At 59.8% G+C, this 24,178-nt stretch carries 21 protein-coding genes and 1 tRNA gene; 13 read left to right on the plus strand and 9 right to left on the minus strand.

All coding sequences use genetic code 11. The annotated features are described in order from the left end of the window. Nucleotides 1-7 precede the first annotated feature (7 nt). The 3 genes from ACOI7Z_RS09890 to yejF are packed head-to-tail and all read left to right on the plus strand — an operon-like array spanning nucleotide 8 to nucleotide 3,718. A complete protein-coding gene (locus ACOI7Z_RS09890; protein ID WP_137916369.1) occupies nucleotides 8-1,102 on the plus strand; it encodes a microcin C ABC transporter permease YejB in 1,095 nt (364 codons plus the stop codon). After that, nucleotides 1,102-2,127: a microcin C ABC transporter permease gene (locus ACOI7Z_RS09895; protein ID WP_023290463.1), complete on the plus strand. Its 1,026-nt coding sequence runs from the start codon at nucleotides 1,102-1,104 to the stop codon at nucleotides 2,125-2,127. The genes ACOI7Z_RS09890 and ACOI7Z_RS09895 overlap by 1 nt, the downstream gene beginning before the upstream one ends. 1 nt (nucleotide 2,128) lies before the next feature. Further along, complete coding sequence (gene yejF, locus ACOI7Z_RS09900) at nucleotides 2,129-3,718, plus strand: microcin C ABC transporter ATP-binding protein YejF (RefSeq protein ID WP_049013695.1); 1,590 nt, start codon at nucleotides 2,129-2,131, stop codon at nucleotides 3,716-3,718. Between the two features lie 3 nt (nucleotides 3,719-3,721). Here yejF and ACOI7Z_RS09905 read toward each other — a convergent pair whose 3' ends face one another. The 3 genes from ACOI7Z_RS09905 to rsuA all read right to left on the minus strand — a co-directional run bounded on the left by ACOI7Z_RS09905 (nucleotide 3,722) and on the right by rsuA (nucleotide 6,309). Continuing rightward, complete coding sequence (locus tag ACOI7Z_RS09905) at nucleotides 3,722-4,066, minus strand: YejG family protein (RefSeq protein ID WP_002912974.1); 345 nt, start codon at nucleotides 4,064-4,066, stop codon at nucleotides 3,722-3,724. Between the two features lie 330 nt (nucleotides 4,067-4,396). Beyond that, on the minus strand, nucleotides 4,397-5,593 hold the full coding sequence (locus tag ACOI7Z_RS09910) for a Bcr/CflA family multidrug efflux MFS transporter (protein WP_023290465.1): 1,197 nt from the start codon (nucleotides 5,591-5,593) through the stop codon (nucleotides 4,397-4,399). After that, nucleotides 5,590-6,309 carry a 16S rRNA pseudouridine(516) synthase RsuA gene (gene rsuA / locus ACOI7Z_RS09915; protein ID WP_023290466.1) on the minus strand — a complete coding sequence of 240 codons (720 nt, stop codon included), beginning with the start codon at nucleotides 6,307-6,309 and terminating at the stop codon, nucleotides 5,590-5,592. Before rsuA ends, ACOI7Z_RS09910 begins: the two co-directional genes overlap by 4 nt. Nucleotides 6,310-6,456: 147 nt before the next feature. Here rsuA and ACOI7Z_RS09920 point away from each other — a divergent pair, with 147 nt between their 5' ends. Together ACOI7Z_RS09920 and rplY are read left to right on the plus strand one after the other, a co-directional pair. Further along, nucleotides 6,457-8,214: a DEAD/DEAH box helicase gene (locus ACOI7Z_RS09920; RefSeq protein WP_087849520.1), complete on the plus strand. Its 1,758-nt coding sequence runs from the start codon at nucleotides 6,457-6,459 to the stop codon at nucleotides 8,212-8,214. A gap of 136 nt (nucleotides 8,215-8,350) precedes the next feature. After that, nucleotides 8,351-8,635 (plus strand): 50S ribosomal protein L25, encoded by a 285-nt coding sequence (rplY, locus tag ACOI7Z_RS09925; protein ID WP_004201664.1) that lies wholly within the window; start codon nucleotides 8,351-8,353, stop codon nucleotides 8,633-8,635. Nucleotides 8,636-8,693: 58 nt separating this feature from the next. Here the strand turns inward: rplY and ACOI7Z_RS09930 are convergent, their stop codons facing one another. Continuing rightward, on the minus strand, nucleotides 8,694-9,581 hold the full coding sequence (locus ACOI7Z_RS09930; protein ID WP_420702188.1) for a LysR family transcriptional regulator: 888 nt from the start codon (nucleotides 9,579-9,581) through the stop codon (nucleotides 8,694-8,696). 103 nt (nucleotides 9,582-9,684) lie between these two features. Here ACOI7Z_RS09930 and ACOI7Z_RS09935 point away from each other — a divergent pair, with 103 nt between their 5' ends. Continuing rightward, complete coding sequence (locus ACOI7Z_RS09935; RefSeq protein ID WP_087849521.1) at nucleotides 9,685-10,971, plus strand: serine hydrolase domain-containing protein; 1,287 nt, start codon at nucleotides 9,685-9,687, stop codon at nucleotides 10,969-10,971. A gap of 20 nt (nucleotides 10,972-10,991) precedes the next feature. Here ACOI7Z_RS09935 and ACOI7Z_RS09940 read toward each other — a convergent pair whose 3' ends face one another. Then, complete coding sequence (locus ACOI7Z_RS09940) at nucleotides 10,992-11,588, minus strand: NUDIX domain-containing protein (RefSeq protein WP_087849522.1); 597 nt, start codon at nucleotides 11,586-11,588, stop codon at nucleotides 10,992-10,994. 81 nt (nucleotides 11,589-11,669) lie between these two features. Between ACOI7Z_RS09940 and ACOI7Z_RS09945 the strand changes: the two genes are divergently transcribed. Beyond that, nucleotides 11,670-12,437, plus strand: a complete 768-nt coding sequence (locus tag ACOI7Z_RS09945) for a DeoR/GlpR family DNA-binding transcription regulator (RefSeq protein WP_049013174.1) — start codon at nucleotides 11,670-11,672, stop codon at nucleotides 12,435-12,437. A 13-nt stretch (nucleotides 12,438-12,450) separates the two neighbouring features. On the opposite strand, the gene yejK is transcribed toward ACOI7Z_RS09945, so the two are convergent. After that, a complete protein-coding gene (gene yejK, locus ACOI7Z_RS09950) occupies nucleotides 12,451-13,458 on the minus strand; it encodes a nucleoid-associated protein YejK (RefSeq protein WP_004144267.1) in 1,008 nt (335 codons plus the stop codon). 186 nt (nucleotides 13,459-13,644) lie between these two features. On the opposite strand from yejK, the gene ACOI7Z_RS09955 reads away from it, so the two are divergent. The 5 genes from ACOI7Z_RS09955 (at nucleotide 13,645) to eco (ending at nucleotide 17,767) form a co-directional block, all read left to right on the plus strand. Next, nucleotides 13,645-13,872 (plus strand): YejL family protein, encoded by a 228-nt coding sequence (locus ACOI7Z_RS09955; protein ID WP_004195346.1) that lies wholly within the window; start codon nucleotides 13,645-13,647, stop codon nucleotides 13,870-13,872. An 18-nt stretch (nucleotides 13,873-13,890) separates the two neighbouring features. Then, the gene (gene yejM, locus ACOI7Z_RS09960) at nucleotides 13,891-15,651 is read left to right on the plus strand and encodes an LPS biosynthesis-modulating metalloenzyme YejM (RefSeq protein WP_049013176.1); all 1,761 of its coding nucleotides are present in this window, start codon (nucleotides 13,891-13,893) and stop codon (nucleotides 15,649-15,651) included. Nucleotides 15,652-15,727: 76 nt separating this feature from the next. Further along, nucleotides 15,728-15,804, plus strand: a tRNA-Pro gene (locus ACOI7Z_RS09965). Nucleotides 15,805-15,991: 187 nt separating this feature from the next. Then, entirely contained in the window at nucleotides 15,992-17,101 is a 1,110-nt protein-coding gene (locus ACOI7Z_RS09970) for an AI-2E family transporter (protein ID WP_087849523.1), read from the plus strand. Between the two features lie 174 nt (nucleotides 17,102-17,275). Then, nucleotides 17,276-17,767: a serine protease inhibitor ecotin gene (gene eco / locus ACOI7Z_RS09975; RefSeq protein WP_023290474.1), complete on the plus strand. Its 492-nt coding sequence runs from the start codon at nucleotides 17,276-17,278 to the stop codon at nucleotides 17,765-17,767. 55 nt (nucleotides 17,768-17,822) lie between these two features. On the opposite strand, the gene mqo is transcribed toward eco, so the two are convergent. Further along, nucleotides 17,823-19,457, minus strand: coding sequence for a malate dehydrogenase (quinone) (gene mqo / locus ACOI7Z_RS09980; protein ID WP_032453547.1), 1,635 nt, complete (start codon nucleotides 19,455-19,457; stop codon nucleotides 17,823-17,825). A gap of 281 nt (nucleotides 19,458-19,738) precedes the next feature. Between mqo and ACOI7Z_RS09985 the strand changes: the two genes are divergently transcribed. Further along, complete coding sequence (locus ACOI7Z_RS09985) at nucleotides 19,739-20,977, plus strand: SulP family inorganic anion transporter (protein ID WP_023290476.1); 1,239 nt, start codon at nucleotides 19,739-19,741, stop codon at nucleotides 20,975-20,977. Here ACOI7Z_RS09985 and mgtE read toward each other — a convergent pair. Continuing rightward, entirely contained in the window at nucleotides 20,940-22,376 is a 1,437-nt protein-coding gene (mgtE, locus tag ACOI7Z_RS09990; protein ID WP_080901692.1) for a magnesium transporter, read from the minus strand. The genes ACOI7Z_RS09985 and mgtE overlap by 38 nt on opposite strands. A 149-nt stretch (nucleotides 22,377-22,525) precedes the next feature. Continuing rightward, nucleotides 22,526-24,169 (minus strand): multidrug ABC transporter permease/ATP-binding protein, encoded by a 1,644-nt coding sequence (locus ACOI7Z_RS09995; protein WP_087849524.1) that lies wholly within the window; start codon nucleotides 24,167-24,169, stop codon nucleotides 22,526-22,528. Nucleotides 24,170-24,178: the final 9 nt, after the last annotated feature.

A 24,178-nucleotide genomic window follows, 5' to 3' on the forward strand; every position in this document is an offset into this window, starting at 1 on the left:
ACATACCATGGGCAGCTACCTGATCCGCCGTTTGCTGTTAGTGATCCCCACCCTGTGGGCCATCATTACCATTAACTTTTTTATTGTACAGATCGCTCCCGGCGGCCCGGTCGACCAGGCCATCGCCGCCATCGAATTTGGTCAGCACGGTGGAATGCCAGGCGCCGGCGACGGCGGGATGGGTGCCAGCCATGCCCGCACCGGCGCCGGCAATATCAGCGAGGGTCACTATCGCGGGGGGCGCGGCCTCGATCCGGAAGTCATCGCCGAGATCACCCACCGCTACGGCTTCGACAAACCGCTGCACGAGCGCTACCTGAAGATGCTGAGCGATTATCTGCGCTTTGATTTTGGCGACAGCCTGTTTCGCAGCGCCTCCGTGCTGCAGCTGATTAAAGACAGCCTGCCGGTCTCGGTGAGCCTCGGGCTGTGGAGCACGCTGATCATCTATCTGGTCTCCATTCCGCTGGGCATCCGCAAAGCCGTCAGCAACGGCAGCCGCTTTGACATCTGGAGCAGTACGCTGATTATCATTGGCTATGCGATCCCCGCCTTTCTGTTCGCCATCCTGCTGATCGTGATTTTCGCCGGCGGCAGCTATTTCGACCTCTTCCCGCTACGCGGTCTGGTCTCGCCAAACTTCGACACCCTCCCGTGGTATGAAAAGATCCTCGACTATCTGTGGCACATCACCCTGCCGGTGCTGGCGACGGTGATCGGCGGCTTTGCCGCCCTGACCATGCTGACTAAAAACAGCTTCCTTGACGAGATCCGCAAACAGTATGTGGTCACCGCCCGCGCCAAAGGCGTCGGTGAGAAACAGATCCTCTGGGGACATGTGTTCCGCAACGCCATGCTGCTGGTGATCGCCGGTTTCCCGGCCACCTTTATCAGTATGTTCTTTACCGGCTCGCTGCTGATCGAAGTGATGTTCTCCCTGAATGGTCTGGGGCTGCTGGGCTATGAAGCGACGGTCTCCCGCGACTATCCGGTGATGTTCGGCACGCTCTATATTTTCACCCTGATCGGCCTGCTGCTGAATATCGTCAGCGATATCAGCTATACGCTGGTCGACCCGCGTATTGATTTTGAGGGCCGCTAATGTCGTTCTTCAGTCCCGTTAATCAGGCCCGCTGGGCGCGCTTTCGCCACAACCGCCGCGGTTACTGGTCGCTGTGGCTGTTTTTAATCCTCTTCCTCTGCAGCCTGGGGGCTGAGCTGCTGGCCAACGATCGGCCGCTGCTGGTGCAGTACCGGGGCCAGCTGTACGTCCCGGTGTTAAAAAACTATACCGAGCAGACCTTCGGCGGCGCATTCGCCACCGCCGCCGACTATCAGGATCCCTGGCTGCAGCAGCAGCTGGCCAGCCACGGCTGGGCGCTTTGGCCGCCGGTGCGCTTCGGCGCGACGACGATCAATTTTGCCAGCACGGTTCCTTTTCCATCGCCGCCCTCGGCCAGCAACTGGCTCGGCACCGACGCCAACGGCGGCGATGTGCTGGCGCGGATCCTTTATGGGACGCGCATCTCGGTACTGTTTGGTCTGCTGCTGACGCTGTTCTCCAGCGTGCTGGGGGTGCTGGCCGGTGCGATACAAGGATATTACGGCGGTAAAATCGACCTCTGGGGGCAGCGTTTTATCGAAGTCTGGTCCGGTATGCCGACGCTGTTTCTGATCATCCTGCTCTCCAGCGTCGTGCAGCCGGGCTTCTGGTGGCTGCTGGCGATCACTGTCCTGTTTGGCTGGATGACGCTGGTGGGCGTGGTGCGCGCTGAATTTCTCCGCACCCGCAACTACGACTACATCCGGGCGGCGCAGGCGTTAGGGGTCAGCGACCGGCAGATCATCCTGCGGCATATGCTGCCCAACGCGATGGTGGCGACCCTCACCTTCCTGCCGTTTATTCTCTGCAGCTCTATTACCACCCTGACGTCGCTGGATTTTCTCGGCTTCGGCCTGCCGCTCGGCTCGCCCTCCCTCGGCGAGCTGCTCCTGCAGGGCAAAAACAACCTGCAGGCACCCTGGCTGGGCATTGCCGCGTTTCTCTCTGTCGCCGTGCTGCTGACGCTGCTGATTTTCATCGGTGAAGCGGTGCGCGACGCCTTTGACCCCAGTAAGGCGGTGTAATATGACCCACCCGCTGTTAGCTATCGACAATCTCTCTATCGCCTTTCGCCAGCAGGGGGAGACGCAGACCGTCGTGCATAATCTGTCGCTCGAGGTGGCGGCCGGCGAAACGCTGGCCCTGGTGGGGGAATCCGGCTCCGGTAAGAGCATCTCCGCCCTGTCGGTGCTGCGGCTGCTCCCTACCCCGCCGGCCAGCTACCCCAGCGGCGATATCCGTTTTCATGGCCAGTCGCTGCTGCATGCGGATGAGGCGACCCTGCGCGGCGTGCGCGGCAACCGGATCGCGATGATCTTTCAGGAGCCGATGGTGTCGCTCAATCCCCTCCATACCCTGGAAAAACAGCTCTACGAGGTGCTGTCGTTACACCGGGGAATGCGCAAAGAGGCGGCGCGCGGAGAGATCCTCGACTGCCTGGAGCGCGTCGGGATCCGTCAGGCGCCGCGGCGGCTGGCGGACTATCCGCACCAGCTCTCGGGCGGCGAGCGCCAGCGGGTGATGATCGCTATGGCGCTGCTGACTCGCCCGGAGCTGTTGATCGCCGACGAGCCGACCACCGCCCTCGATGTGTCAGTGCAGGCGCAAATTCTGCAGCTGCTGCGCGAGCTAAAGCGGGAGCTGAACATGGGGATGCTGTTTATCACCCATAACCTGAGCATCGTCCGCCAGCTGGCTGACCGGGTGGCGGTGATGCAGAACGGCCGCTGCGTGGAGCACAATCACTGTCGGGCGCTGTTTAGCGCGCCGGCCCATCCTTACACCCAACGCCTGCTGGATAGCGAACCGGACGGCGAGCCGGTGCCGCTGGCCGCCGATGCCCCGGTGCTGCTGCAGGCGGAGGCGTTACAGGTGGCGTTCCCCATTCGCCGGGGGATCCTGCGTCGGGTGGTCGATCACCATCGGGTGGTCAATGATCTCCATTTCCAGCTACGGGCCGGCGAGACGCTGGGTCTGGTGGGAGAATCGGGTTCCGGCAAAAGCACGACCGGTCTGGCGCTGCTGCGCCTGATCCCCTCCGAGGGCAAGATAACCTTTGCCGGGCAGCCGATTCAGGGACGCGGTCGCCGACAGCTGCTGCCGCTGCGCCGACAGATGCAGGTGGTTTTTCAGGATCCGAACTCGTCGCTCAATCCGCGCCTGACGGCGCAGCAGATCATTGAGGAGGGCCTGCGCGTCCACCAGCCGACGCTGACGGCGGCTGAACGCGAACAGGCGGTGATCCTTGCCATGCAGGAGGTCGGCCTCGACCCGGCCAGCCGCCAGCGCTACCCGGCGGCTTTCTCCGGCGGCCAGCGCCAGCGTATCGCCATCGCCAGAGCGTTAATCGTCAAGCCGCAGCTGATCGTCCTCGACGAGCCGACTTCCTCGCTGGATAAAACCGTTCAGGCGCAGATCCTGAATCTGCTGAAAGCGTTACAGCTGAAGCATCAGCTGGCCTATATTTTTATCAGCCATGATTTAGGCGTGGTGCGCGCGCTGTGTCACCAGGTGATGGTGCTGCGGCAGGGAGTGGTGGTCGAGCAGGGCGAGTGCCAGTCCGTCTTCAGCGCGCCCCGGCATGAGTATACCCGCCAGCTGCTGGCGCTAAGCTGACGGTCAGAAAGGGTTATTGCCGGAGAAGGGCTCGGCGATCGCCACGCCAAAGTTTTTCAGACGACAGGTGGCGGCAAACTCATCCTGCAGATTAACGAACAGACAGGGCTCGCCTTCGCACTCAAGAACGGAACAGTCGACTTCGATGTCGCTTAACGCCTGGCTGAGCTTATGCATCACCGGCCAGGCTTTTTCACCGTCCGGACTCAGCAGCTTCAGGGCGACGAGACTGTTTTCGTTCTGCGCGCCGTTTTGCGGAATCGGTTCAACTCTGGAACCCGCAAAACCGGCCAGCCAGCGATAGCTCTGCGGCAGACGGTGTACGATAGAGAGTTGTTGTGTATTCACGTGGTTTCCCCGGAAGCAAAAGGCTTCACAATAAATTTACATCAATATTAACACACTGTTGACAAATAGTCCTGCTCAGACGCAGAAAACGTTTACAGCCGCGGCGGCCCAGGGTTAAGCGCTTATATTCCAGCGTGTTATTTTTTAACCCGGCAAGCCGATTGGCGCTATATGTACCCGTTTCTGTGATCCAAAACAACTTTTTTATCGCAACAATGCGACTTTTTACACTAATTGATTTTACATAAAGGAAACAAATCGCAGAACCCTGAAGCCCATTGCGGTTGACGTGCATCAAGAAAGGGGCGATTTCGCCCCTGAAAATGTGACCTAGCGTGCGATTTTTCGCCGGCGGGAAGCGTAAAGGGAGAAGAAAATAGAGCTGGTGGCGCAGAAGGCGATGGAGATCAGCATCGGCCAGGCGGTGGTAAAGGTGGCCATCGACAGCAGCGCGCCGATAATCGCCCCGATACCAAAGCGGAAAGTCCCCGCCAGCGACGAAGCGGTGCCCGCCATATGCGGAAACTCATCGAGGATCACCGCCATCGCGTTCGACGATACCATCGATACGCAGCCAACGAAGGCCGCCACGCCGATGACCAGCGACCAGAAGCCGACGTCGAGCAGCGCGCAAACCACCATCCACACCGCCATGGCAAACTGGATCCACAGCCCGGCGCGGAACATGCGCAACGCCCCTACCCGCCGCACAAACCGGCTGTTGAACATGGTCATCAGGAACAGAAAGACAATGTTCAGCGCAAAATAGTAGCCAAAGTGCTGAGGCGCGACGTGGTTAATATTGATATAGACGAAAGGCCCGGCGCTAAGGAAAGAGAACATGCCCGCGAAGCTGAAGCCGCTCGCCAGCATATAGCTCAGGACCCGCTTATGGCGGAACAGGGTGGCAAAGTTACCCATCGTGGTGCGCAGGTGGAACGGCTGACGCCTTTCAGCCGGCAGCGTTTCGCGGATAAACAGGCCGATCATCAGCGACGCCAGCAGGGCCGCCAGGGCGAGGATCCAGAAGATGGCATGCCAGCTGAACCAGACCAGCACCGCCCCACCGACCATCGGCGCCACCAGCGGCGCAATGGTCGTCACCAGCATGACAAACGACATCATCCGCGAAAACTCATCTTTCGGATAGATATCGCGCATCAGGGCGTTGATCACCACGCTAGCCGCCGCGGCCGCCAGACCGTGGAAGAAGCGCATGGCGATCAGCATCTCGATGGTCTGCGACAGGGCGCAGGCCACCGCCGCCGCGGCGAAGACCAGCGTTCCGCCGAGGATCACCGGCTTGCGGCCGAGGCTGTCAGCCATCGGACCGTACAGCAGCTGCCCCAGCGCAAAGCCGAGGATATAGGTGCTGAGGGTCATCTGCGCGCTGCCGTCCGGCACGTGGTACTGGGCAGCGATCACCGGCAGGGCCGGGAGATACATATCGATCGACAGCGGCATCAGCATGGCCAGCAGGCCAAGGATAAAGACAATCCCCAGAGACGAATTTTGCTTCAGCGTCACGTTTTGCTCCGTGGCTGCGGGGCGCCCACGCTGGCGATTTCCGCTTCCGTCAGCGGACGATATTCACCCGGCGCCAGAGATTCATCCAGCAGGATGTCGCCGATGCGTTCCCGATGCAGGCCAACCACGTGGTTGCCCACGGCGGCGAACATGCGTTTCACCTGATGGTAGCGGCCTTCGCTAATGGTGAGGCGCACTTCGGTCGGAGTGATAACTTCCAGCACCGCCGGTTTGGTGAGATCTTTTTCGTTATGCAGCTGGACGCCTTTGGCAAACAGCTCCGCGGTCCCTTCCGCCAGCGGGCTTTCCAGCGCTACCAGATAGGTTTTTTCACAGTGGTGTCGCGGCGAGGTAATGCGGTGCGACCATTGGCCGTCATCGGTCATCAGCACCAGTCCGGTGGTGTCGATATCCAGCCGACCGGCGGCATGCAGCTTATGCGCCACCGGCTCGTCGAGGAAATAGAGGATAGTCGGATGATCGGGATCGTCGGTGGAACAGACGTACCCCTGCGGCTTGTTGAGCATAAAATAGCGCGGGCCGTTCTGCTGGGTCAGCGTGTTCCCGTCATACTCCACCTCGTGCTCCGGCTGAAGCTTAAAGGAAGCATCTTTTACAATGTCGCCGTCCACGGTAACGCGGCTGCCGCGGATTTCACGCCCGGCAATAGCCCGGCTGACGCCAAGCTGCTGAGCGATAAACTTATCAAGTCGCATGAGATTTTTTTAGCCTGTCAAAGTGCTGGAGCGGGCAAATCGCCCGAAAAAGAAGAAATTCACTGGCTAGTATAACGGGCTCTTAACACCACTCAAGGGAAAAGATTCATGGCATACTATTCGCGAGTTAATTAGCCCCGTGAATTCATGACTTTTACATTACGTCCCTACCAACAAGAAGCCGTCGATGCCACCCTCGCCTGGTTTCGTCGCCATACCGAGCCGGCGGCGATTGTCCTGCCCACCGGCGCGGGCAAAAGCCTGGTGATCGCCGAGCTTGCCCGACTGGCCCGCGGCCGCGTGCTGGTGCTGGCCCACGTCAAAGAGCTGGTGGCGCAGAATCATGCTAAATACTGCGCCCTTGGCCTCGAGGCGGATATCTTTGCCGCCGGACTGCAGCGTAAAGAGAGCCACGGCAAAGTGGTGTTCGGCAGCGTGCAGTCGGTGGCGCGTAATCTGGCGCAATTTCGCAGCGAGTTTTCGCTGCTGATCGTCGATGAATGCCACCGCATCAGCGATGATGACGACAGCCAGTATCAGCAGATCATCAGCCACCTGCGGCAGGTCAACCCGCAGCTCCGGCTGCTCGGCCTGACGGCGACCCCGTTCCGCCTCGGTAAGGGGTGGATCTATCAGTTCCACTACCACGGGATGGTGCGTGGCGATGAAAAAGCGCTGTTCCGCGACTGCATCTATGAGCTGCCGCTGCGCTATATGATTAAGCACGGCTACCTGACGCCGCCGGAACGCCTCGATATGCCGGTGGTACAGTACGATTTCAGTCGCCTGCAGGCGCAAAGCAACGGCCTGTTCAGCGAAGCCGATCTTAACCATGAGCTGAAAAAACAGCAGCGTATCACCCCACATATCGTCAGCCAGATCGTGGAGTTCGCCGAAAGCCGCAAAGGGGTGATGATCTTCGCCGCCACCGTGGAGCACGCCCGGGAAGTGACCGGCCTGCTGCCGGCAGGCCAGGCGGCGCTGATCACCGGGGAAACCCCGGGTCCGGAACGAGATCGCATCATCGAGGCGTTTAAAGCGCAGGAGTATCGCTATCTGGTGAACGTCGCGGTGCTGACCACCGGCTTCGACGCCCCGCACGTCGACCTGATCGCCATCCTCCGCCCCACCGAGTCGGTGAGTCTTTACCAACAGATCGTTGGCCGCGGCCTGCGCCTGGCGCCGGGAAAAACCGACTGTCTGATCCTCGACTACGCCGGCAACCCGCACGACCTGTACGCCCCGGAAGTGGGGACGCCGAAGGGCAAAAGCGACAACGTGCCGGTGCAGGTCTTCTGCCCGGCCTGCGGCTTCGCCAACACCTTCTGGGGCAAAACCACCGCCGACGGCACCTTGATTGAGCATTTTGGCCGCCGCTGCCAGGGATGGTTCGAAGATGACGACGGCCACCGCGAACAGTGCGACTTCCGCTTTCGTTTCAAAAACTGCCCGCAGTGCAACGCGGAAAACGATATCGCCGCCCGCCGCTGCCGGGAGTGCGACACCATTCTGGTTGACCCGGACGACATGCTGAAGGCGGCGCTGAAGCTGAAGGACGCGCTGGTGCTGCGCTGCAGCGGCATGGCCCTGCAGCACGGTAGCGACGAGAAAGGCCCGTGGCTGAAAATCACCTACTACGATGAGGACGGCGCCGACGTCAGTGAGCGCTTCCGTCTGCAAACGCCCGCCCAGCGTACCGCCTTCGAACAACTATTTATTCGCCCGCATACCCGCACCCCCGGGGTGCCGCTGCGCTGGATAACGCCGGCGGATATCGTGGCCCAGCAGGCGCTGCTGCGCCATCCGGACTTTGTCGTCGCCCGCATGAAAGGCCAGTACTGGCAGGTGCGGGAAAAAGTGTTCGATTATCAGGGGCGTTTTCGCCGCGCCAACGAGCTGCGTTAATCACCCGAAAGCTGAGGTTTTGATTGCCCGTGTGTCGTTTGGCGGCTATAATGCCGCCCGCTTTTGCATTCGCAAAGCAGATAATCCGCCTGTTGCTGGGTCGCCTGTAGCAGGCTTTATATATAGAGAGACATCAATGTTTACTATCAACGCAGAAGTACGTAAAGAGCAGGGTAAGGGTGCGAGCCGCCGCCTGCGCGCAGCTAACAAGTTCCCGGCAATCATCTACGGTGGCGAAGCTGCTCCGGTTGCTATCGAACTGGACCACGACAAAGTTTGGAACATGCAGGACAAAGCTGAGTTTTACGGCGAAGTTCTGACCGTCGTGGTTGATGGCAAAGAAGAAAAAGTCAAAGTTCAGGCTGTTCAGCGCCACGCGTTCAAGCCGAAACTGACTCACATCGACTTCGTTCGCGCGTAATCGCCGATAGCAAGTTGTATGGCAAGCGCCCCGGGGTCTTCGGCTCCGGGGCGTTTTGTTATCCGCGCCGCCAAAGCGCCGGCGCCTCGTCCACGATGTCGCTCAGCAGCCGGTGCTTATTCATTCCGGGCAGCCAGAGCATCACCATGGTGACGTTCAGCCCCTGACTGCCGACCTCCGTCGCGATTTCACCGACTCCCTGCCACTCGCCTGGCCGCAAATGGTCCGGTAAAAACCCCCAGCCCCTCCCCTGCTCCATCGCATGGCGCAGCAGGGTAATTTCGTTCATATACAGCGTATGGCCGGAGATCTGCAGCCGGCGGGCAATCTGATCGTCGCTGCGCCGGTGCATCACCAGCTGCGGCGTTAACGAGAGATTGAGCAGCGTCAGCGGCCGCGCGGCATCCCGGAACAGGCGGTCCGCCGCGTAGAAACGCAGATCCACGGTGCCGAGCGCCCGCCACTCCATTTCGCTGCCCAGCGTGCGGTTGTTGGCCTGGCACATCGCCATATCCGCCACGCCATCGCTCAGCGCCTGCTCGGCTTCGCGCCGCGAGGCGCTCCAGCAGCTTAACCGGATCTGCCGCCGGGCCAGCGTATCGGCCAGCGCGCAGAGAAAATCACGTGGGATAAAGGGATCGTATACCAGACGCAGCGCCTGCCCGGCGGTTTGCGGCAGCGTTTGCGCAAAAGACTCGAAAGCCTGCGCCTGGCGCAACAGCAGATGCGCCTGACGAAAAAGCTGCTCCCCTTCGGAGGTTAAGGTCAGGGTACGCCCTTCCCGGCTGAACAGCCGATAGCCCAGCGCATCTTCCAGATAGTCCAGCAGATCGCGCAGCGTGGTTCGGTCTTTACCTAACCGAATGGCCGCCCGCGACAGGCTTCCGGTCTCGGCGATGGTGGCGAATGCTTCAATCTGCGCGAAAGAATATTGCAGGGTTTTCATCCTTCTCTCCCTTACGGGGGAAAATCCCCCCTGTGCTGATTTTAGCCGGCGCGCGCCGATTTATATACTGCGCAGCGAATCTATGGCAAACGAGGAAAGGAAGATGATAAGAAAACCACTGGCCCTGGCGTTAATCCTGGCGGCGCTGCCGGCGGCGGCAATGGCGCAAAACTGCGGCGGCCTGACGCTGGATGTCTGCCCAACGCCTTACGATCAAACGCTACCCGCGGCCAAAGACATGCTCAGCTGGGATCAGACTTCACGCGTGATTGGCTTTCGCAATGACTATCGCAACTATGCCGGGGATGTCTTCCGCCACGGCGCCTCAGTGCCGCTGGAACGCGCTGAAAAACAATTGACCGATGCCCGCTATACCCTTAACGGCCACACCTGGACCCTGCAGGATTACCTGAAGCGCGAGAACGTCAGCGGTATGCTGGTGCTGAAAGACGGCAAAGTCGCCTGGAAATATCTTGGCGACGGCAACACCGATACCACCCTGTGGACCTCACGCTCGGTGGGAAAATCGGTGGTCTCGACGCTGGTGGGCATCGCCATTCAACAGGGTAAGATCCACTCCCTCGATGATCTGATTACCGTTTATGAACCCGAACTGAAAGGCACCGCCTGGGACGGCGTGACGCTGAAGCAGTTGATGCAGCACACCAGCGGTGTGGAATGGAATGAAGACTACACCGACCCGCAGTCGCACTTCGCCCGCCTGACCCAGTGCGAGGCGCAGCCCGGGGCCTATGCCTGCGTGCGCAAGATCGTCACCGGCCTGGCGCGCAAACATCCGGCGGGCGAGCAGTGGTCCTACTCTTCCGGCGGCGCCTGGCTGCTGGGCGATATCCTGGAGCGCGCCACCGGCATGTCGCTGGCCGCCTGGCTTGAGCAGTCGCTGTGGCGGCCCGCCGGGATGGCCCACGACGGCGTATGGCATGCTTATCAGCAAGGGAAGCACGATGTCGGCGCCCACGGCTTTAACGCCACCCTTGAAGACTGGGGCCGCTTCGGCGAATTCGTCGCCCGCGATGGTCGGTTAAGCAACGGCAAACAGCTGGTGCCGGCGGGCTGGTTCGATCAGGCCGCAAGCTGGACCACTGCGCTAAACTCGGTCTCGGCGGCGCATCCGCAAGGTATCTACGGCTATCAGTGGTGGAATAACGCCATTCCGGCGAATGCGCAAAACGTCCAGCCGACGCCGCAGGAAGGGCTGAAAGACTCGCTGTGGGCGCTGGGTATCTACGGCCAGGTGATCATGGTGAACCGCGCGGAACACCTGGTGATCGTCCAGTGGTCGACCTGGCCGCAGGCGGAACCCTCCTTTAACGCCCAGCCGCTGGAAGCGGCGCTGATGTACAGCGCCATTGCCCGCGAGCTGCGTTAACCCCCCCAGCTCCTTGCCGCTCAGCCGGCGAGGAGCGTGTCGGCATTCAGCGCCAGGTGCTGCAGCAGGATAATGGTTTTGGCATCCATGATCTCGCCATCGCGAATGGCCTGCAGCGCCCGCGCCAGGGGCCACTCCAGCACTTCAATGTCCTCACCTTCCGCCGCCAGCCCGCCGCCGTCTCCCTGCCGGTCATCGGCCTGATATTCGGCGATAAAAAAGTAGAGTTTTTCGGTGACAGAGCCGGGGCTCATAAAGACGGTGAAGAGGGGCTCGATGCGCGTCACCCGAAAGCCGGTCTCTTCTTCCGCTTCGGCAACGATCCGCGCCTCCGGCAAGGCGTTATCCAACAGCCCTGCCGCCGCTTCAATGAGATATCCGTCGTGACCGTGAGTAAACACCGGAAAACGGAACTGACGGGTCAGGACCACCGTCCGCTTTTCCCGGTTGTAGAGTAAAATGACCGCGCCGTTGCCGCGATCGTAGGCCTCGCGGCTCTGCTCCTGCCAGCGTCCGTCCCGGCGCTGCAGTTCAAAGGTATATTTTTTCAGCGTGTACCAGTTATCAGAGAGCAGCGTCTCGCGAACGTGTCGGACGTGCGGTGCGTGAGTTTGCATGTTATATCCCCTTTCAGATGACAGCAGGCACCATAACATGCATAATCGTGCATAAACAAGATCACTCGTGAAGGAAAAATCATGCTCGCCAGTCAACGAAAACAGCAAATCCTGCAGATCCTTGCGGAGGAAAAACAGGTGATGTCCGGGGAGCTGAGCCAACGGTTTAACGTCTCTGAGGACTCCATTCGCCGCGATCTGCGCGAGCTGGCGGCGGAAGGAAAACTGCAGCGAGTCCACGGCGGGGCGCTGCCGGTCTCTGCCGCCATCGCTCCTATTGAAACACGCAAAAGCGTGCAAATCGCCTCCAAACAGGCGGTGGCGCGCGCTGCCGCCGGCCTGATCCAGCCTGGACAGGTGGTGATTGTCGATGGCGGCACCACCACCGCGGCGATGATCGGCTTATTACCCGCCGACCTCAGCTGCACGGTGGTCACTCACAGCCCCGGCATCGCCGTGGCGCTGGTCGATCACCCGCGAATCGAGGTGATCCTGCTCGGCGGCAAAGTGTTTAAGCATTCGGTTGTCGCCGTCGGCCCCGAAACGCTGGAAGCAATGGCGCGGATCAACGCCGATGTGTTCTTTATGGGGGTGACCGGCGTCCACCCGCGAGCGGGTTTTACCACCGGTGATTATGAAGAGGCAGGCATCAAGCGCGCGCTGGCGGCCAGGGCCGCGGAAACCGTGGTGATGGCCTCCCGGGAAAAGCTCAACGCCGCGTCGGCCTTTGCCATCGGCGAGCTGAACCTCGCCAGTACGCTTATCGTCGATGGGGAGCCCGACGCCGCGCTGCGCCAGCGGCTGGTGCAGAGCGGCGTGGAGATCGTCCCCGTTCAGCGGTCGCGCTGACGGGGCGTGGCGCTTAGTTGCCGCCGGACGTCCGGCGCTGCAGCTGGTCGCGCAGGTTCGGCGGGGTGCCCTTAATGGTCAGGGTATCGGTGGCGGGATCCCAGAATACGCGTTCGCCCAGCAGCATCGCGTCGAAGTTAATGGTCAAACCGCCGCCGCTGCCGGCAAACTTGGTCAGCTGACGTAAGGTGCTGCGATCCGCCGGGAAGCTCTCTTCCAGCTCGTAGCCCTGCTCGGCGGTGAATTCCTGGAAGCTCTTTTCGCTGACGCCGGCGAGCTCTTTGGACAGCGACTCCAGCTCAATCTCTTCCCCGGCCTGCAGCTGTTCATTGCAGTAAGCATAGACCTGCTGACGCACATTCTGTCGCTCGGATTTATCAAGCTGCGCGTCGGCGGCAAAGTCATCCACCGCCTGCAGCAGGCCGCGGTTCTGCGCTTTGGCGTTGAGACCTTCGCTGGCGCCGAGGAAATCCATGAAGAAATCGGCCACTTTGCGCCCCACCCGCCCTTTCAGGAAGGTCAGGTAGCGGGTCGACTCCGGGTTGGTTTCCCACTCGGTCAGATCGATGCGCGCGACGATATCGGCATGGTTAATATCCAGATAATGGGTCGAGCGGATATCCAGCTCTTCGTTGACGCGCATGCTGCTCAGGTTATTGAGCACCGCCACCAGCAGATACTCGACCGCCAGGTAACGATACTGACAGAAGAGGACAATGCCCCCTTCGGCGAACGGGTATTTCGCCAGCTCATCGCGCAGGCGGCCGGTCGCCGCACGGCTGAACGCCAGAAACTCCTCTTCCCCCTGACGCTGCAGGCGCAGCGCCTGCGCCAGTTCGCTCTCTTCATTGAACAAGCCATAGGCTTTGCTTTTGGCGCTATAAACCCGGTGCAGTTCAGCCATCATCTCGACGACCGTCGCGTTCGGCTCCAGCAGTGACTCGCGCAGCACCAGCTCCAGATTTTGTTCATCACGTTTGATTAACTGATGCAGGGCAATCTGGTCGATATCCAGACTCATGTTAAACTCTCCTTTTAGACCGGGCGGTATTCAACCACCGCCGGGTTGCCGACGCAACTGGCACCACACATTTCGACGTCATGACTGACGATCGGTGCGCTTTTGCGCCGCGGCGAAAAAATGCGGAAAAAAAGCTGCTGCTACGGTAATATGTTGCCCTTTCACGAACAAACAGATTTTGAGTTTATGCCGCAAATTTCCCGCTATAGCGATCAACAGGTCGAACAGTTGCTCAGCGAGCTGACGAACGTCCTGGAATCACACAAAGCCCCGGTTGACCTTTCACTGATGGTGTTAGGCAATATGGTGACCAACCTGATCAACAGTAGCGTCGCGCCGGCGCAGCGTCAGGCCATCGCCCGTTCTTTCGCGCAGGCTTTGCAATCTTCGATTAACGACGATCCAGCGCATTAAGGATAACAGCAACAGTATATGGTGACTCTACGTCAGCCCTACCGAGAAAAAGTCTCCCAGATGGTTAGCTGGGGGCACTGGTTCGCCCTGTTCAACATGTTGTTGGCCATGGTGCTCGGCAGCCGCTACCTTTTTGTCGCCGACTGGCCGACGACGCTTGCCGGACGACTCTTTTCGTACGTCAGTCTCGTCGGGCACTTCAGCTTCCTGGTGTTTACCAGCTATGTGCTGATCCTCTTTCCGTTGACCTTTATCGTGGTCTCGCAGCGCCTGATGCGCTTCCTGTCGGTGATCCTTGCCACCGCCGGGATGACGCTGCTGCTGATAGACAGCGAGGTCTTTACCCGCTTTCATCTTCATTTAAACCCGGTGGTCTGGGAGCTGGTCATCAACCCTGACCAGAATGAGATGGCGCGCGACTGGCAGCTGATGTTTATCAGCGTCCCGGTCATCTTTTTGATTGAAATGCTCTTCGCCACCTGGAGCTGGCAAAAGCTGCGCAGCCTGACGCGTCGCCGCCATTATGCCCGCCCGGTCGCCTGGTTCTTCTTTTTGTCGTTCATCAGCAGCCACCTGGTCTATATCTGGGCGGATGCCAATTTTTATCGCCCGATCACCATGCAGCGAGCGAATCTACCGCTTTCTTATCCGATGACCGCCCGACGTTTCCTTGAGAAACATGGCCTGCTCGACGCCCAGGATTATCAGCGTCGCCTGGTGGAGCAAGGGGCGCCGGAGGCGGTATCGGTCCAGTATCCGCTCAGTAACCTGCGCTACCGCGACCTCGGCGCGGGCTATAACGTGCTACTGATCACCGTCGACAACCTGAACTACTCGCGGTTTGAAAAAACGATGCCGGCGCTGGCGGCGTTTGCCAAAGAAAACGTGAATTTTACCCAGCATATGAGCTCGGGCAATACCGCCGACAGCGGCCTGTTTGGCCTGTTCTACGGCATTTCGCCAGGCTATATGGACGGTGTCCTCTCGGCGCGTATTCCCGCGGCGCTGATCACCGCTCTCAACCAGCAGGGCTACCAGCTGGGCCTGTTCTCTTCCGATGGGTTTAGCAGCCCGCTGTATCGCCAGGCGCTGCTCTCCGACTTCTCGCTGCCGAGCGCGAAGACCCAGAGCGACGAGCAGACCGCCAATCAGTGGATCGGCTGGCTGGACCGTTACGCGCAGGATGAGAATCGCTGGTTCTCGTGGGTCTCGCTCAATGGCACCACCCTCGACGATACGCAGCAGCAGGGCTTTGTCCGCCGTTATAGCAAGGCGGCAGGCGACGTTGATGCCCAGATCGATCGGGTGCTGACCGCGCTGCGCGAAGCCGGCAAGCTCGATAATACGGTGGTCATTATCACCGGCGGCCACGGCAAGCCGCTTAACGTCAAACACGACCCGTTCGACTGGTCGCGCGAGCAGCTGCAGGTGCCGCTGGTTATTCACTGGCCGGGCACGCCGGCCCAGGAAATTGCCACCCTGACCGATAACAAAGATGTGATGACCACGCTGATGCAGCGCCTGCTTCACGTGTCGACGCCGGCCAATGAGTATTCGCAGGGGGAAGATCTGTTCAGCGCCGCGCGGCGTCGGAACTGGGTCACCGCGGCCAACGGCGATACGCTGGCCATTACCACCCCGGCTATCACCGTGGTCCTCAACCATAACGGCACCTATACCACCTGGAGCCGCGACGGCGAGAAAATCAAAGATCAGAAACCGCAGCTCAGCCTGTTGCTGCAGGTCCTGACCGATGAAAAACGCTTTATCGCTAACTGATTGATTAATTATGAATCAATCGCGCGCGACCCGCTTGCATTCGCCTGGGGAACGGGTAATATTGTTCCCCACGCGTCGGCACGTAGCGCAGCCTGGTAGCGCACCGTCATGGGGTGTCGGGGGTCGGAGGTTCAAATCCTCTCGTGCCGACCAAAAATCCCTGAGAAACCAGCCTTTTAAGGCTGGTTTTTTTATGCCCCTCTTTTACGCCTGTTCCCCTCAGCTCGTTGAATTTGTGCCCTTTCCGCGCCACAGCGTATAGAGTACGACTATCCTGATGGTAAATTACGTCGTAGCATCTATTATTCGACCGTATGACTCATAAGCAGGAGCGGATGACATGAGAGTTAATGGACTTACCAAAGGATTTTTCATCCTTATCGTCTTCATTGTAACCCTGGCCTTTTTTGATGTTCTCTCACCCTATTATTCCGCCATCCTCTGGGCCGCCATCCTCGCGGTGATTTTCAATCCGGTCAAAAACAAGATGCGCACCCGCCTCGGCGAACGTAACGGCCTTGCGGCGCTGATGACCATCGTCATTATCTGCCTTATCGTGTTCACGCCGCTGGCGATTATCTTGTCGTCACTAGCCTACGAGCTGGACGTGGTGTACAGCAAACTGCAGCATAACGATACCCAGTTCCCGACGGTGGTCGCCAGCCTGATCGCCCACCTCCCCGGCTGGGCCAGAAGCTTCCTCGCCGAACATAACCTGGATAGCGCGCAGCAGATCCAGCAGCAGCTCTCCGATGTCGCCCTGAAAGGCGGCCAGTATCTGGCCGGCAGCGCGTTTCTGATTGGTAAAGGCACCTTTGGCTTCACCGTCAGCTTCGGCATTATGCTCTACCTGCTGTTCTTCCTGCTGAAGGATGGCCCTCACCTTGTGCTGTTGATCCTCGAATCTCTGCCGTTATCCAGCTACGTGAAGCAGCACCTGTTCGCTAAGTTCGCCGCGGTGGCTCGCGCCACGGTAAAAGGCACCGTCGCCGTGGCGCTGGCGCAGGGGGCGCTGGGCGGCTTTGCCTTCTGGATCGCCGGTCTGGACGGCAGCATTCTCTGGGGCGCGCTGATGGCGTTCCTGTCGCTTATCCCGGCGGTAGGCTCGGCCATTATCTGGGTGCCGGCGGCGATTTACCTGTTTGCCACCGGCCAGCTGTGGCAGGGCGCCTTTATCGTCGGCTTCTTTGTCATTGTGATTGGCCTGGTGGACAACATTCTGCGTCCGCTGCTGGTGGGCAAAGATACCAGGATGCCGGACTATCTGATCCTCATCGCCACCCTCGGCGGCATGGAGATCTACGGTATTAACGGCTTTGTTATCGGCCCGCTGATCGCCGCCTTGTTTATCGCCTGCTGGAATTTGCTGTCGGGGCGGGAACACGCTGGCAACACCGATGAAATCGATGAAGAATTTATTGAGGAAGCGAAAAATAGCCGTAATGAATAATTTCACCGGCAGGCCTCTGGCGGCCTGCCAGCGCCCCTGTTGCGCTCTGCGCGGCCGACGTCTTACCAGTAGATAACACTATTCATTTTGCAAAAATTGGTAAATAAATCTTAACATTTAGCAAAGTGATGATAGGCTATCTCTGTCAGGAACGAAAATAAAGGATGATCAACCGTGAAAAAAATCACTACGCTAGCCGTTTCTCTGCTGACCGCCGCCTGCATGTCTGCCGGCGCCCTGGCCGCAGACCAGCCGCTGGAAAAAGTCGCGCCGTTCCCGAAAGCGGAAAAAGGCATGAAGCGTCAGGTTATTCAGCTGCCGCAGCAGCAGGATGAATCGGCGCTGAAGGTTGAGCTGATGATCGGCCAGACGCTGGAAGTTGACTGCAACCACCATCGTCTTGGCGGGGAGCTGGAAAGCAAAACCCTGGAAGGCTGGGGTTATGACTACTATGTTTTTGATAAGCTGAGCGGCCCGGTATCCACCATGATGGCCTGCCCGGACGGCAAGAAAACGAAGAAATTTGTGACTGCCGGCCTCGGCGATGACGCCATGCTGCGCTACAACAGCAAGCTGCCGATCGTCGTCTACACGCCGACCAATGTCGATGTGAAATATCGCATCTGGCGCGCGGAGGAGACTATCGGTAACGCCGAGGTCCGCTAAGGCGCGCCATTAAAACGGCAATAAAAAAACGGCAGCCCGCAGGCTGCCGTTTTTGTCAGAGCGCGATATCCGCTATCGGCTTGCCGCCGCTCAGCGGCTTCAGCTCCGCCTGCGGGGCTTCATCCATCGCCGCGGCTGGCTCATATTTCAGCTCCAGCACTTCACTGGTCCACGCCAGCGCTTTCTCAATCTCCGCCGGGTTGCCATCAAGGCGAATACCGTAGGTCGGGATGATCGCCTTGAGCCTGGCCTGCCATTCCGGCGAATTAACTTTGTCCTTAAACACTTTTTCCATCAGCTGCAGCATGATAGGCGCCGCGGTGGAGGCGCCTGGCGATGCGCCGAGCAGCGCCGCGACGGTGCCTTCGTCATCGCTGACCACTTCGGTGCCCAGGCGGAGCACCCCGCCCTTCTTCGCATCGCGCTTGATGATCTGCACGCGCTGACCGGCCTGCCACAACCGCCAGTCCTCTTTCCGCGCTTCCGGATAGTATTCGCACAGCGCGGCCAGACGATCTTTGTCTTTCTGCATCACCTGGCTAATCAGATATTTCACCAGATCGAAGTTGTCCAGGCCGACGTTGAGCATCGGCAGGATATTCGAGGTATTGGTCGAGGCCAGCAGATCCCACAGCGAACCGTTCTTCAGGAAGCGGGTCGAGAAGGTCGCAAACGGCCCGAACAGCACCACGCGTTTACCGTCGATAATACGGGTATCGATATGCGGCACCGACATCGGCGGCGCGCCCACTTCGGCCTGGCCGTAAACCTTCGCCAGATGGTGGTTTACCACCTCCGGATTTTCGCAGACCAGGAACTGGCCGCCGACCGGGAAGCCCGCATACTCTTTGGCCTGCGGAATGCCGGTTTCCTGCAGCAGGGTCAGCGCCGCACCGCCGGCGCCGATAAAGATAAATTTGGCTTTAATAACCCGCTTCTGACGACGGTTGTCGGCATCCGCGAGGGTGACCGTCCAGCTCTTGTCGGCGTTGCGCTTGAAGCGACGCACCACGGTGCCCAACTGGAGGGAGAAATTATCATGCTTTTGCAGGCTGGCGATCAGCTGGCGGGTGATTTCGCCATAGTTGACGTCGGTTCCCACTTCCGTACGGGTGGCGGCCACTTTTTGCAGCGGGTCGCGACCTTCCATCACCAGCGGCGCCCAGGCTTTGATCTGCTGATGGTCTTCAGAGTAACGAATGCCACGGAACAGTTCGCTCTGCTGCAGCGCCGCATAGCGCGCGCGCAGGAAGTTGACGTTATCTTCGCCCCACACAAAGCTCATGTGCGGCACGCTGTTAATGAATGATTTTGGTTTGTTCAGGACGCCGCGCGTCACCTGATGCGCCCAGAACTGACGCGAGATGTGGAAGGCTTCGTTGATGTCGACCGCTTTGTCGATATTGATGCCGTTGGCGGTCTGCGGCGTGTAGTTCAGCTCCATCAGCGCCGCGTGGCCGGTCCCCGCATTGTTCCACCCGTTTGAGCTCTCTTCCGCCACGCTGGACATCTGCTCAACCATGGTAATAGACCAGTCTGGCTCAAGCTCCTGCAGCCAGGTTCCCAGTGTGGCGCTCATAATGCCGCCGCCAATCAACAATACATCCGTCTCTTGCTCATGGCGGGTGTTGGTCCGAGTGCTGTTGGGACCAACCGCCTGTGAGCGTGGTACGGCCATCTTTTTATTCATCGGATTTGAGCCTTACTTTACTCGCTGTTTTTATTTAGCGCAGGTGATACGATTCTCACCCCTCACGTTACCACCGAAGCTCAAAAATTTAAATATTGTTTAAATTTTAAGTTCTGTTTTGAGATCCGTTATAAAAATGTTTAATAAATGTATACAGCAAATCACTTTTTGTACTGGTGCGCTGGTAGATTCCGCGCTATCATCCCTGGTTTTGTGACAGACCGCACGGAAGCTGGGTCTGACGCCGCTCCTCCTTTTTTTATAAGCTGCGAACTTTTTTTATGCCTCCAGTTTCTGACTCCGCCGCTTCCGGCAACCTGCGCACCATCCTCCGTTCTCCGTCGCTGCTGACGCGCGAAGCCCTGGCCGGCGTGCTCACCGCCCTGGCGTTAATCCCGGAAGTGATTTCGTTTTCTGTCATCGCCGGCGTTGACCCGCAGGTGAGCCTGATTGCTTCCGTGGTGCTCTGTCTGGCGATGTCGCTACTCGGCGGACGTCCGGCGATGGTCACCGCCGCCGCGGGCTCAGTGGCGCTGGTCATTGGCCCGATGGTGCATCAGCACGGCGTGGGTTACATTCTGCCAGCCGTCATTCTGGCGGGTATTATTCAAATTTTGTTTGGTCTGTGCGGCATGGCGCGCCTGATGCGCTTTATCCCCCCAGCGGTGATGACCGGGTTCGTCAACGCCCTCGGGATCCTGATTTTCTTTGCCCAGGTGCCGCACTTCTGGAGCCGCCAGCCGCTCATCGTCGGCCTGTTTGTCCTGACGCTGCTTATCGTCCTGTGGGCGCCGCGCTTTATTAAGGCTATCCCGGCGCCGCTAATCGCCATCGTCGCGCTCACTCTCTATACCGTCACCACCGGCCAGCTGCTGCCGACCGTCGGCGATGAAGGCTCGATGAGCGGCGGCCTGCCGGGATTCACCGCCCTGACCGTTCCCCTCAATCTTGCCACGCTGCAGATTATCTGGCCGTGCGCCCTCAGCATCGCCTTTGTCGGCCTGATGGAGTCTTTGCTGACGGCTAAGCTGGTGGATGACCTGACCCATACGCCGTCGAATAAATCGCGGGAGAGCGCCGGGCTGGGTATCGCCAACATCCTCGCCGGCTGTTATGGCGGTATCGCGGGCTGCGCGATGATCGGCCAGACCATCGTTAACGTGGAAATGGGTAAAGCCCGCAGCCGTCTCTCTACGGCGATCGCCGGCCTGGTGCTGCTCCTGCTGGTGACAGCGCTCAGCCAGGTGATGGCGAAGATCCCGATGGCGGTCCTGGCCGGGGTGATGGTGATCGTGGCGGTGAAGACCTTTAGCTGGCACAGCATTCGCCCGGGCGAGCTGGCGCGCAATCCGTGGCCGGAAACGCTGGTGATGCTGGTGACCGTCGCCGCGACGGTAGGAACCAGCAATCTGGCGATTGGCGTGCTGGCGGGGATCGTCGCGATGGCGATCATCCCCCGCCGCCTGCGGGCAAAAGCGCAGGCTACATCAGAAACAGCGTCGCCAGCCCCAGAAAAATAAAGAAGCCGCCGGTGTCGGTGATAGCGGTGATCATCACGCTGGAGCCGACCGCCGGGTCGCGCCCCAGCTTCACCATGACCATCGGGATTATGACGCCCATCATCGCCGCCATCAGCAGGTTGAGCATCATGGCCAGCGTCATCACTCCGCCAAGCTGCGGATCGTCATACAGCCACCAGGTGATGGCCCCCATGATCCCGCCCCACACCAGGCCATTAATCAGCGCAACGCCCATTTCACGCAGGATCAGGAAGGTAAAGCTGCCGGGCTGGATCTGCTGCAGCGCCATCGCCCGGACGATCATGGTGATCGTCTGGTTGCCGGTATTGCCGCCGATCCCGGCGACGATCGGCATCAGCGAGGCCAGCGCCACCAGCTGTGAAATGGTGTGTTCGAAGCCGTCGATGACCCTGGAAGCGATAAACGCCGTACACAGGTTGACCGCCAGCCACGCCCAGCGCGTTTTCACCGCCTTGCTGACCGGGGCGAAGACATCTTCTTCATCGCTCAGACCGCCCATCCGCCGCAGATCGTTGTCGGTCTCTTCATAGACCACATCGACGATCTCATCGATGGTCAGACGGCCGATCAGCTTACCATCGGCATCGATAACGGCGGCGCTGAGCAAGTCATCACGTTCGAAGGTGCGCGCCACCTTCTCCGCCTCTTCGTGCGGCTGAAAGGTGACCGGATCGCCCTCCATCACCTCCCCCACCCGCTTCTGCGCATCGTTAAGCAGAATGGTCTGCAGCTCCAGCTCGCCGAGCAGCAGCTTATTGCGGGTGGTGACAAACAGTTTGTCGGTGTTCTCCGGCATTTTACCGAGACGCCGCAAATAGCGCTGGACCGCCGCCAGGGTGGCCTCCGGCCGCACCGTAATGACCTCAAACTCCATGATCGACCCGACGCTGTTGTCGGCGTAGCGCATGATCTGGCGAATACGGGCGCGCTTCTCGGCCGGCAGGGTCGCCAGCAACCGTCCGGTCAGGTTGCGCGGCAGATGCTGCAGCAGGTAAACCTGTTCATCGATATCCAGCGGCTGCATCGCCTGCAGCAGCTCGTGGTCGCTCATCTTATCGATGAGGTCGCCCCAGACGTTTTCTGAGGCTTCCAGCAGCACTTCGCCGCGTTTATCGTCGGGCACCTGGCACCACAGCGCGGTGCGGGCGTCATAGGGGAGCGCTTCCAGCGCATCGGCGAGATCCGGCGGCGGCAGATGCGAGACCAGGATTTCCACTTCGGCCAGGTCATCGGCGAGCGTACCTTCATCGTAACGTTCTGCCAGCGTCAGTTTGCCCAGCAGCGCAGAGGTCACCGCTTTATCGGTGCTCAACAGCCAAATCAGACGGGCGCGCTCTTCGTCACGCAAGCGGGCGCTTTTTTTATGCAAAACGGACATCGGTCGGGCAATCCTTTTGAGAATAGTGAGCCGGCCTGCAGGCCGGAAGCCTTAAGCATAGCGCGAGGAGGGGGAAATAATAACCGTCAGCAATGTAGACGCTGAAAATTTCAGCAGCGCCCGGGCTTTCCCCGGGCGCGCAGCGTGAATCAGGCCGTGCGGGCCACCGCATCGCGGGAGGCCTGCGCCCGCTCTTCGCCGGTGAGCTCTGACAGCTGCCCGGCACGCATCTCCAGCAGGCGATCGGCGTGCTGGAAGTAGTGATCGTCATGGCTGATGGCGAACACGGTTTTCCCCATCTGCTTCATCAACGGCAGCAGGACCTGGTAGAACTCGCGGCGGAAATGCGGATCCTGATCCGCCGCCCATTCATCCAGCAGAATGATATCCCGGGACTCGGCCAGCGCCAGCAGGAGCGCCACGCGCTTCTTCTGCCCTTTCGACAGCCGCAGGTCGCCGATCTTACCGTTATCCAGCTGCAGCTTGTGGGCCATTTGCAGACGCTCCAGCCACGTTGCCACCAGCGCCGGATCGGCCTCCTCGCCCTGCGGCCCGAGCAGACGGTCGAACAGCCAGACGTCGGTAAACACGGCGGAGAACAGTTTGCGGTACGCCTCCGGTTTATCCGCCGCCAGCGGCTGGCCGTCCACCAGAATCTGACCGGAAACCGGCTGATACAGGCCGGTCAGGAGCATCGCCAGGGTTGACTTGCCGCTGCCGTTGCCGCCGATCAGAAACACCAGTTCGCCGCGTTTTAGCGTCAGATTAAGCGGCCCTACCGCAAAGCGATGGTCCGGATAATGGAAAGTGACATCGCGCAGCTCCAGCGTCTGCCAGTCAGCCTGCGGCTGCGGCCGGGGGAAATCGGCCCGGTAAGGGGCGAGGGAGAACTGGCGCAGCTTGTTGAACGCCACCTGGGCGCTCAGCAGCGTGGGCAGCGCGCCGACGGCGGAGAGCAGCGGCGTGCGCAAAAACAGCAGCGTCAGGGAGTAGGTCGCCGCCACGGCGGTATCGGCCCAGCCGAGGCTGTTGGCCATCCAGAACACCAGCCCGATGGCGCCAAGCATCATAATATTCGACCAGTTGACCGCGCTGAGGTGGAAGGTATCGGCGCGAACGATGTGGTGCCGGTATTCACGGGCGTCCGGGAGGTAGAGCTGATTAAACACATACTCCGCGCGCTCGCGGTTGAGGGTTAGCTCTTTGCGCCCTTCCAGCACCGTCTGGTAGTCGTGATAGAGCTTATCTTCCGTTTCGCGCAGGCTGGCCATATGTCTGTAGACCCGCGACACCAGCACAAAACCGCCCCAGATGGTGAGCGCCATCCACAGGGCCGTCACCAGCATCATTTTTCCTGACAGCCAGGCCAGATAAGCGGCGGAGCCGAAGGTGAGAATGATCCCCTGCACCAGCTCAGGGAGGCGTACAAAGGCGATGGTAATATTGCGGATATCGCTGGTCAGCCCGGCAAGCAGCGACGCGCTGCCGATCTTCTCCACCTGTTCAATCTGGGTATCGAGGATGCGTTTCACAAACTCGCCGCGCAGGCGATAAACAAAATGATGGCCGAGGGTGGTCAACGCCAGCTGCGAGCCCAGGGTCACCGCCATCAACAGCCCCAGCAGGCCAAGAAATTCCGGCAGCACCCGCAGCGAGGTATCGACAGTGGCGATCAGGCGCAGGTTAATAAAGGCGATTAAGCCGATACCCAGCGCGGCGCTGAGCAGGCTGAGGGCAATAACGCCCAGAAACGGCCAGCGATACTGGCGCCAGACGAGAGAAAGAAGTTCCATAACAGGCTA

Source organism: Klebsiella sp. C283 (genome assembly GCF_048822555.1).
Classification (GTDB): domain Bacteria; phylum Pseudomonadota; class Gammaproteobacteria; order Enterobacterales; family Enterobacteriaceae; genus Klebsiella; species Klebsiella quasipneumoniae.

Bases quoted from the DNA above. Each gene is read 5' to 3' on its own strand.
- ACOI7Z_RS09890 (WP_137916369.1), top strand. From the start codon at position 8: ATGGGCAGCTACCTGATCCGCCGTTTGCTGTTAGTGATCCCCACCCTG.
- ACOI7Z_RS09895 (WP_023290463.1), top strand. From the start codon at position 1,102: ATGTCGTTCTTCAGTCCCGTTAATCAGGCCCGCTGGGCGCGCTTTCGC.
- yejF (WP_049013695.1), top strand. From the start codon at position 2,129: ATGACCCACCCGCTGTTAGCTATCGACAATCTCTCTATCGCCTTTCGC.
- rsuA (WP_023290466.1), bottom strand. From the start codon at position 6,309: ATGCGACTTGATAAGTTTATCGCTCAGCAGCTTGGCGTCAGCCGGGCT.
- ACOI7Z_RS09920 (WP_087849520.1), top strand. From the start codon at position 6,457: ATGACTTTTACATTACGTCCCTACCAACAAGAAGCCGTCGATGCCACC.
- rplY (WP_004201664.1), top strand. From the start codon at position 8,351: ATGTTTACTATCAACGCAGAAGTACGTAAAGAGCAGGGTAAGGGTGCG.
- ACOI7Z_RS09930 (WP_420702188.1), bottom strand. From the start codon at position 9,581: ATGAAAACCCTGCAATATTCTTTCGCGCAGATTGAAGCATTCGCCACC.
- ACOI7Z_RS09935 (WP_087849521.1), top strand. From the start codon at position 9,685: ATGATAAGAAAACCACTGGCCCTGGCGTTAATCCTGGCGGCGCTGCCG.
- ACOI7Z_RS09940 (WP_087849522.1), bottom strand. From the start codon at position 11,588: ATGCAAACTCACGCACCGCACGTCCGACACGTTCGCGAGACGCTGCTC.
- ACOI7Z_RS09945 (WP_049013174.1), top strand. From the start codon at position 11,670: ATGCTCGCCAGTCAACGAAAACAGCAAATCCTGCAGATCCTTGCGGAG.
- yejK (WP_004144267.1), bottom strand. From the start codon at position 13,458: ATGAGTCTGGATATCGACCAGATTGCCCTGCATCAGTTAATCAAACGT.
- ACOI7Z_RS09955 (WP_004195346.1), top strand. From the start codon at position 13,645: ATGCCGCAAATTTCCCGCTATAGCGATCAACAGGTCGAACAGTTGCTC.
- yejM (WP_049013176.1), top strand. From the start codon at position 13,891: ATGGTGACTCTACGTCAGCCCTACCGAGAAAAAGTCTCCCAGATGGTT.
- ACOI7Z_RS09970 (WP_087849523.1), top strand. From the start codon at position 15,992: ATGAGAGTTAATGGACTTACCAAAGGATTTTTCATCCTTATCGTCTTC.
- mqo (WP_032453547.1), bottom strand. From the start codon at position 19,457: ATGAATAAAAAGATGGCCGTACCACGCTCACAGGCGGTTGGTCCCAAC.
- ACOI7Z_RS09985 (WP_023290476.1), top strand. From the start codon at position 19,739: ATGCCTCCAGTTTCTGACTCCGCCGCTTCCGGCAACCTGCGCACCATC.
- mgtE (WP_080901692.1), bottom strand. From the start codon at position 22,376: ATGTCCGTTTTGCATAAAAAAAGCGCCCGCTTGCGTGACGAAGAGCGC.
- ACOI7Z_RS09995 (WP_087849524.1), bottom strand. From the start codon at position 24,169: ATGGAACTTCTTTCTCTCGTCTGGCGCCAGTATCGCTGGCCGTTTCTG.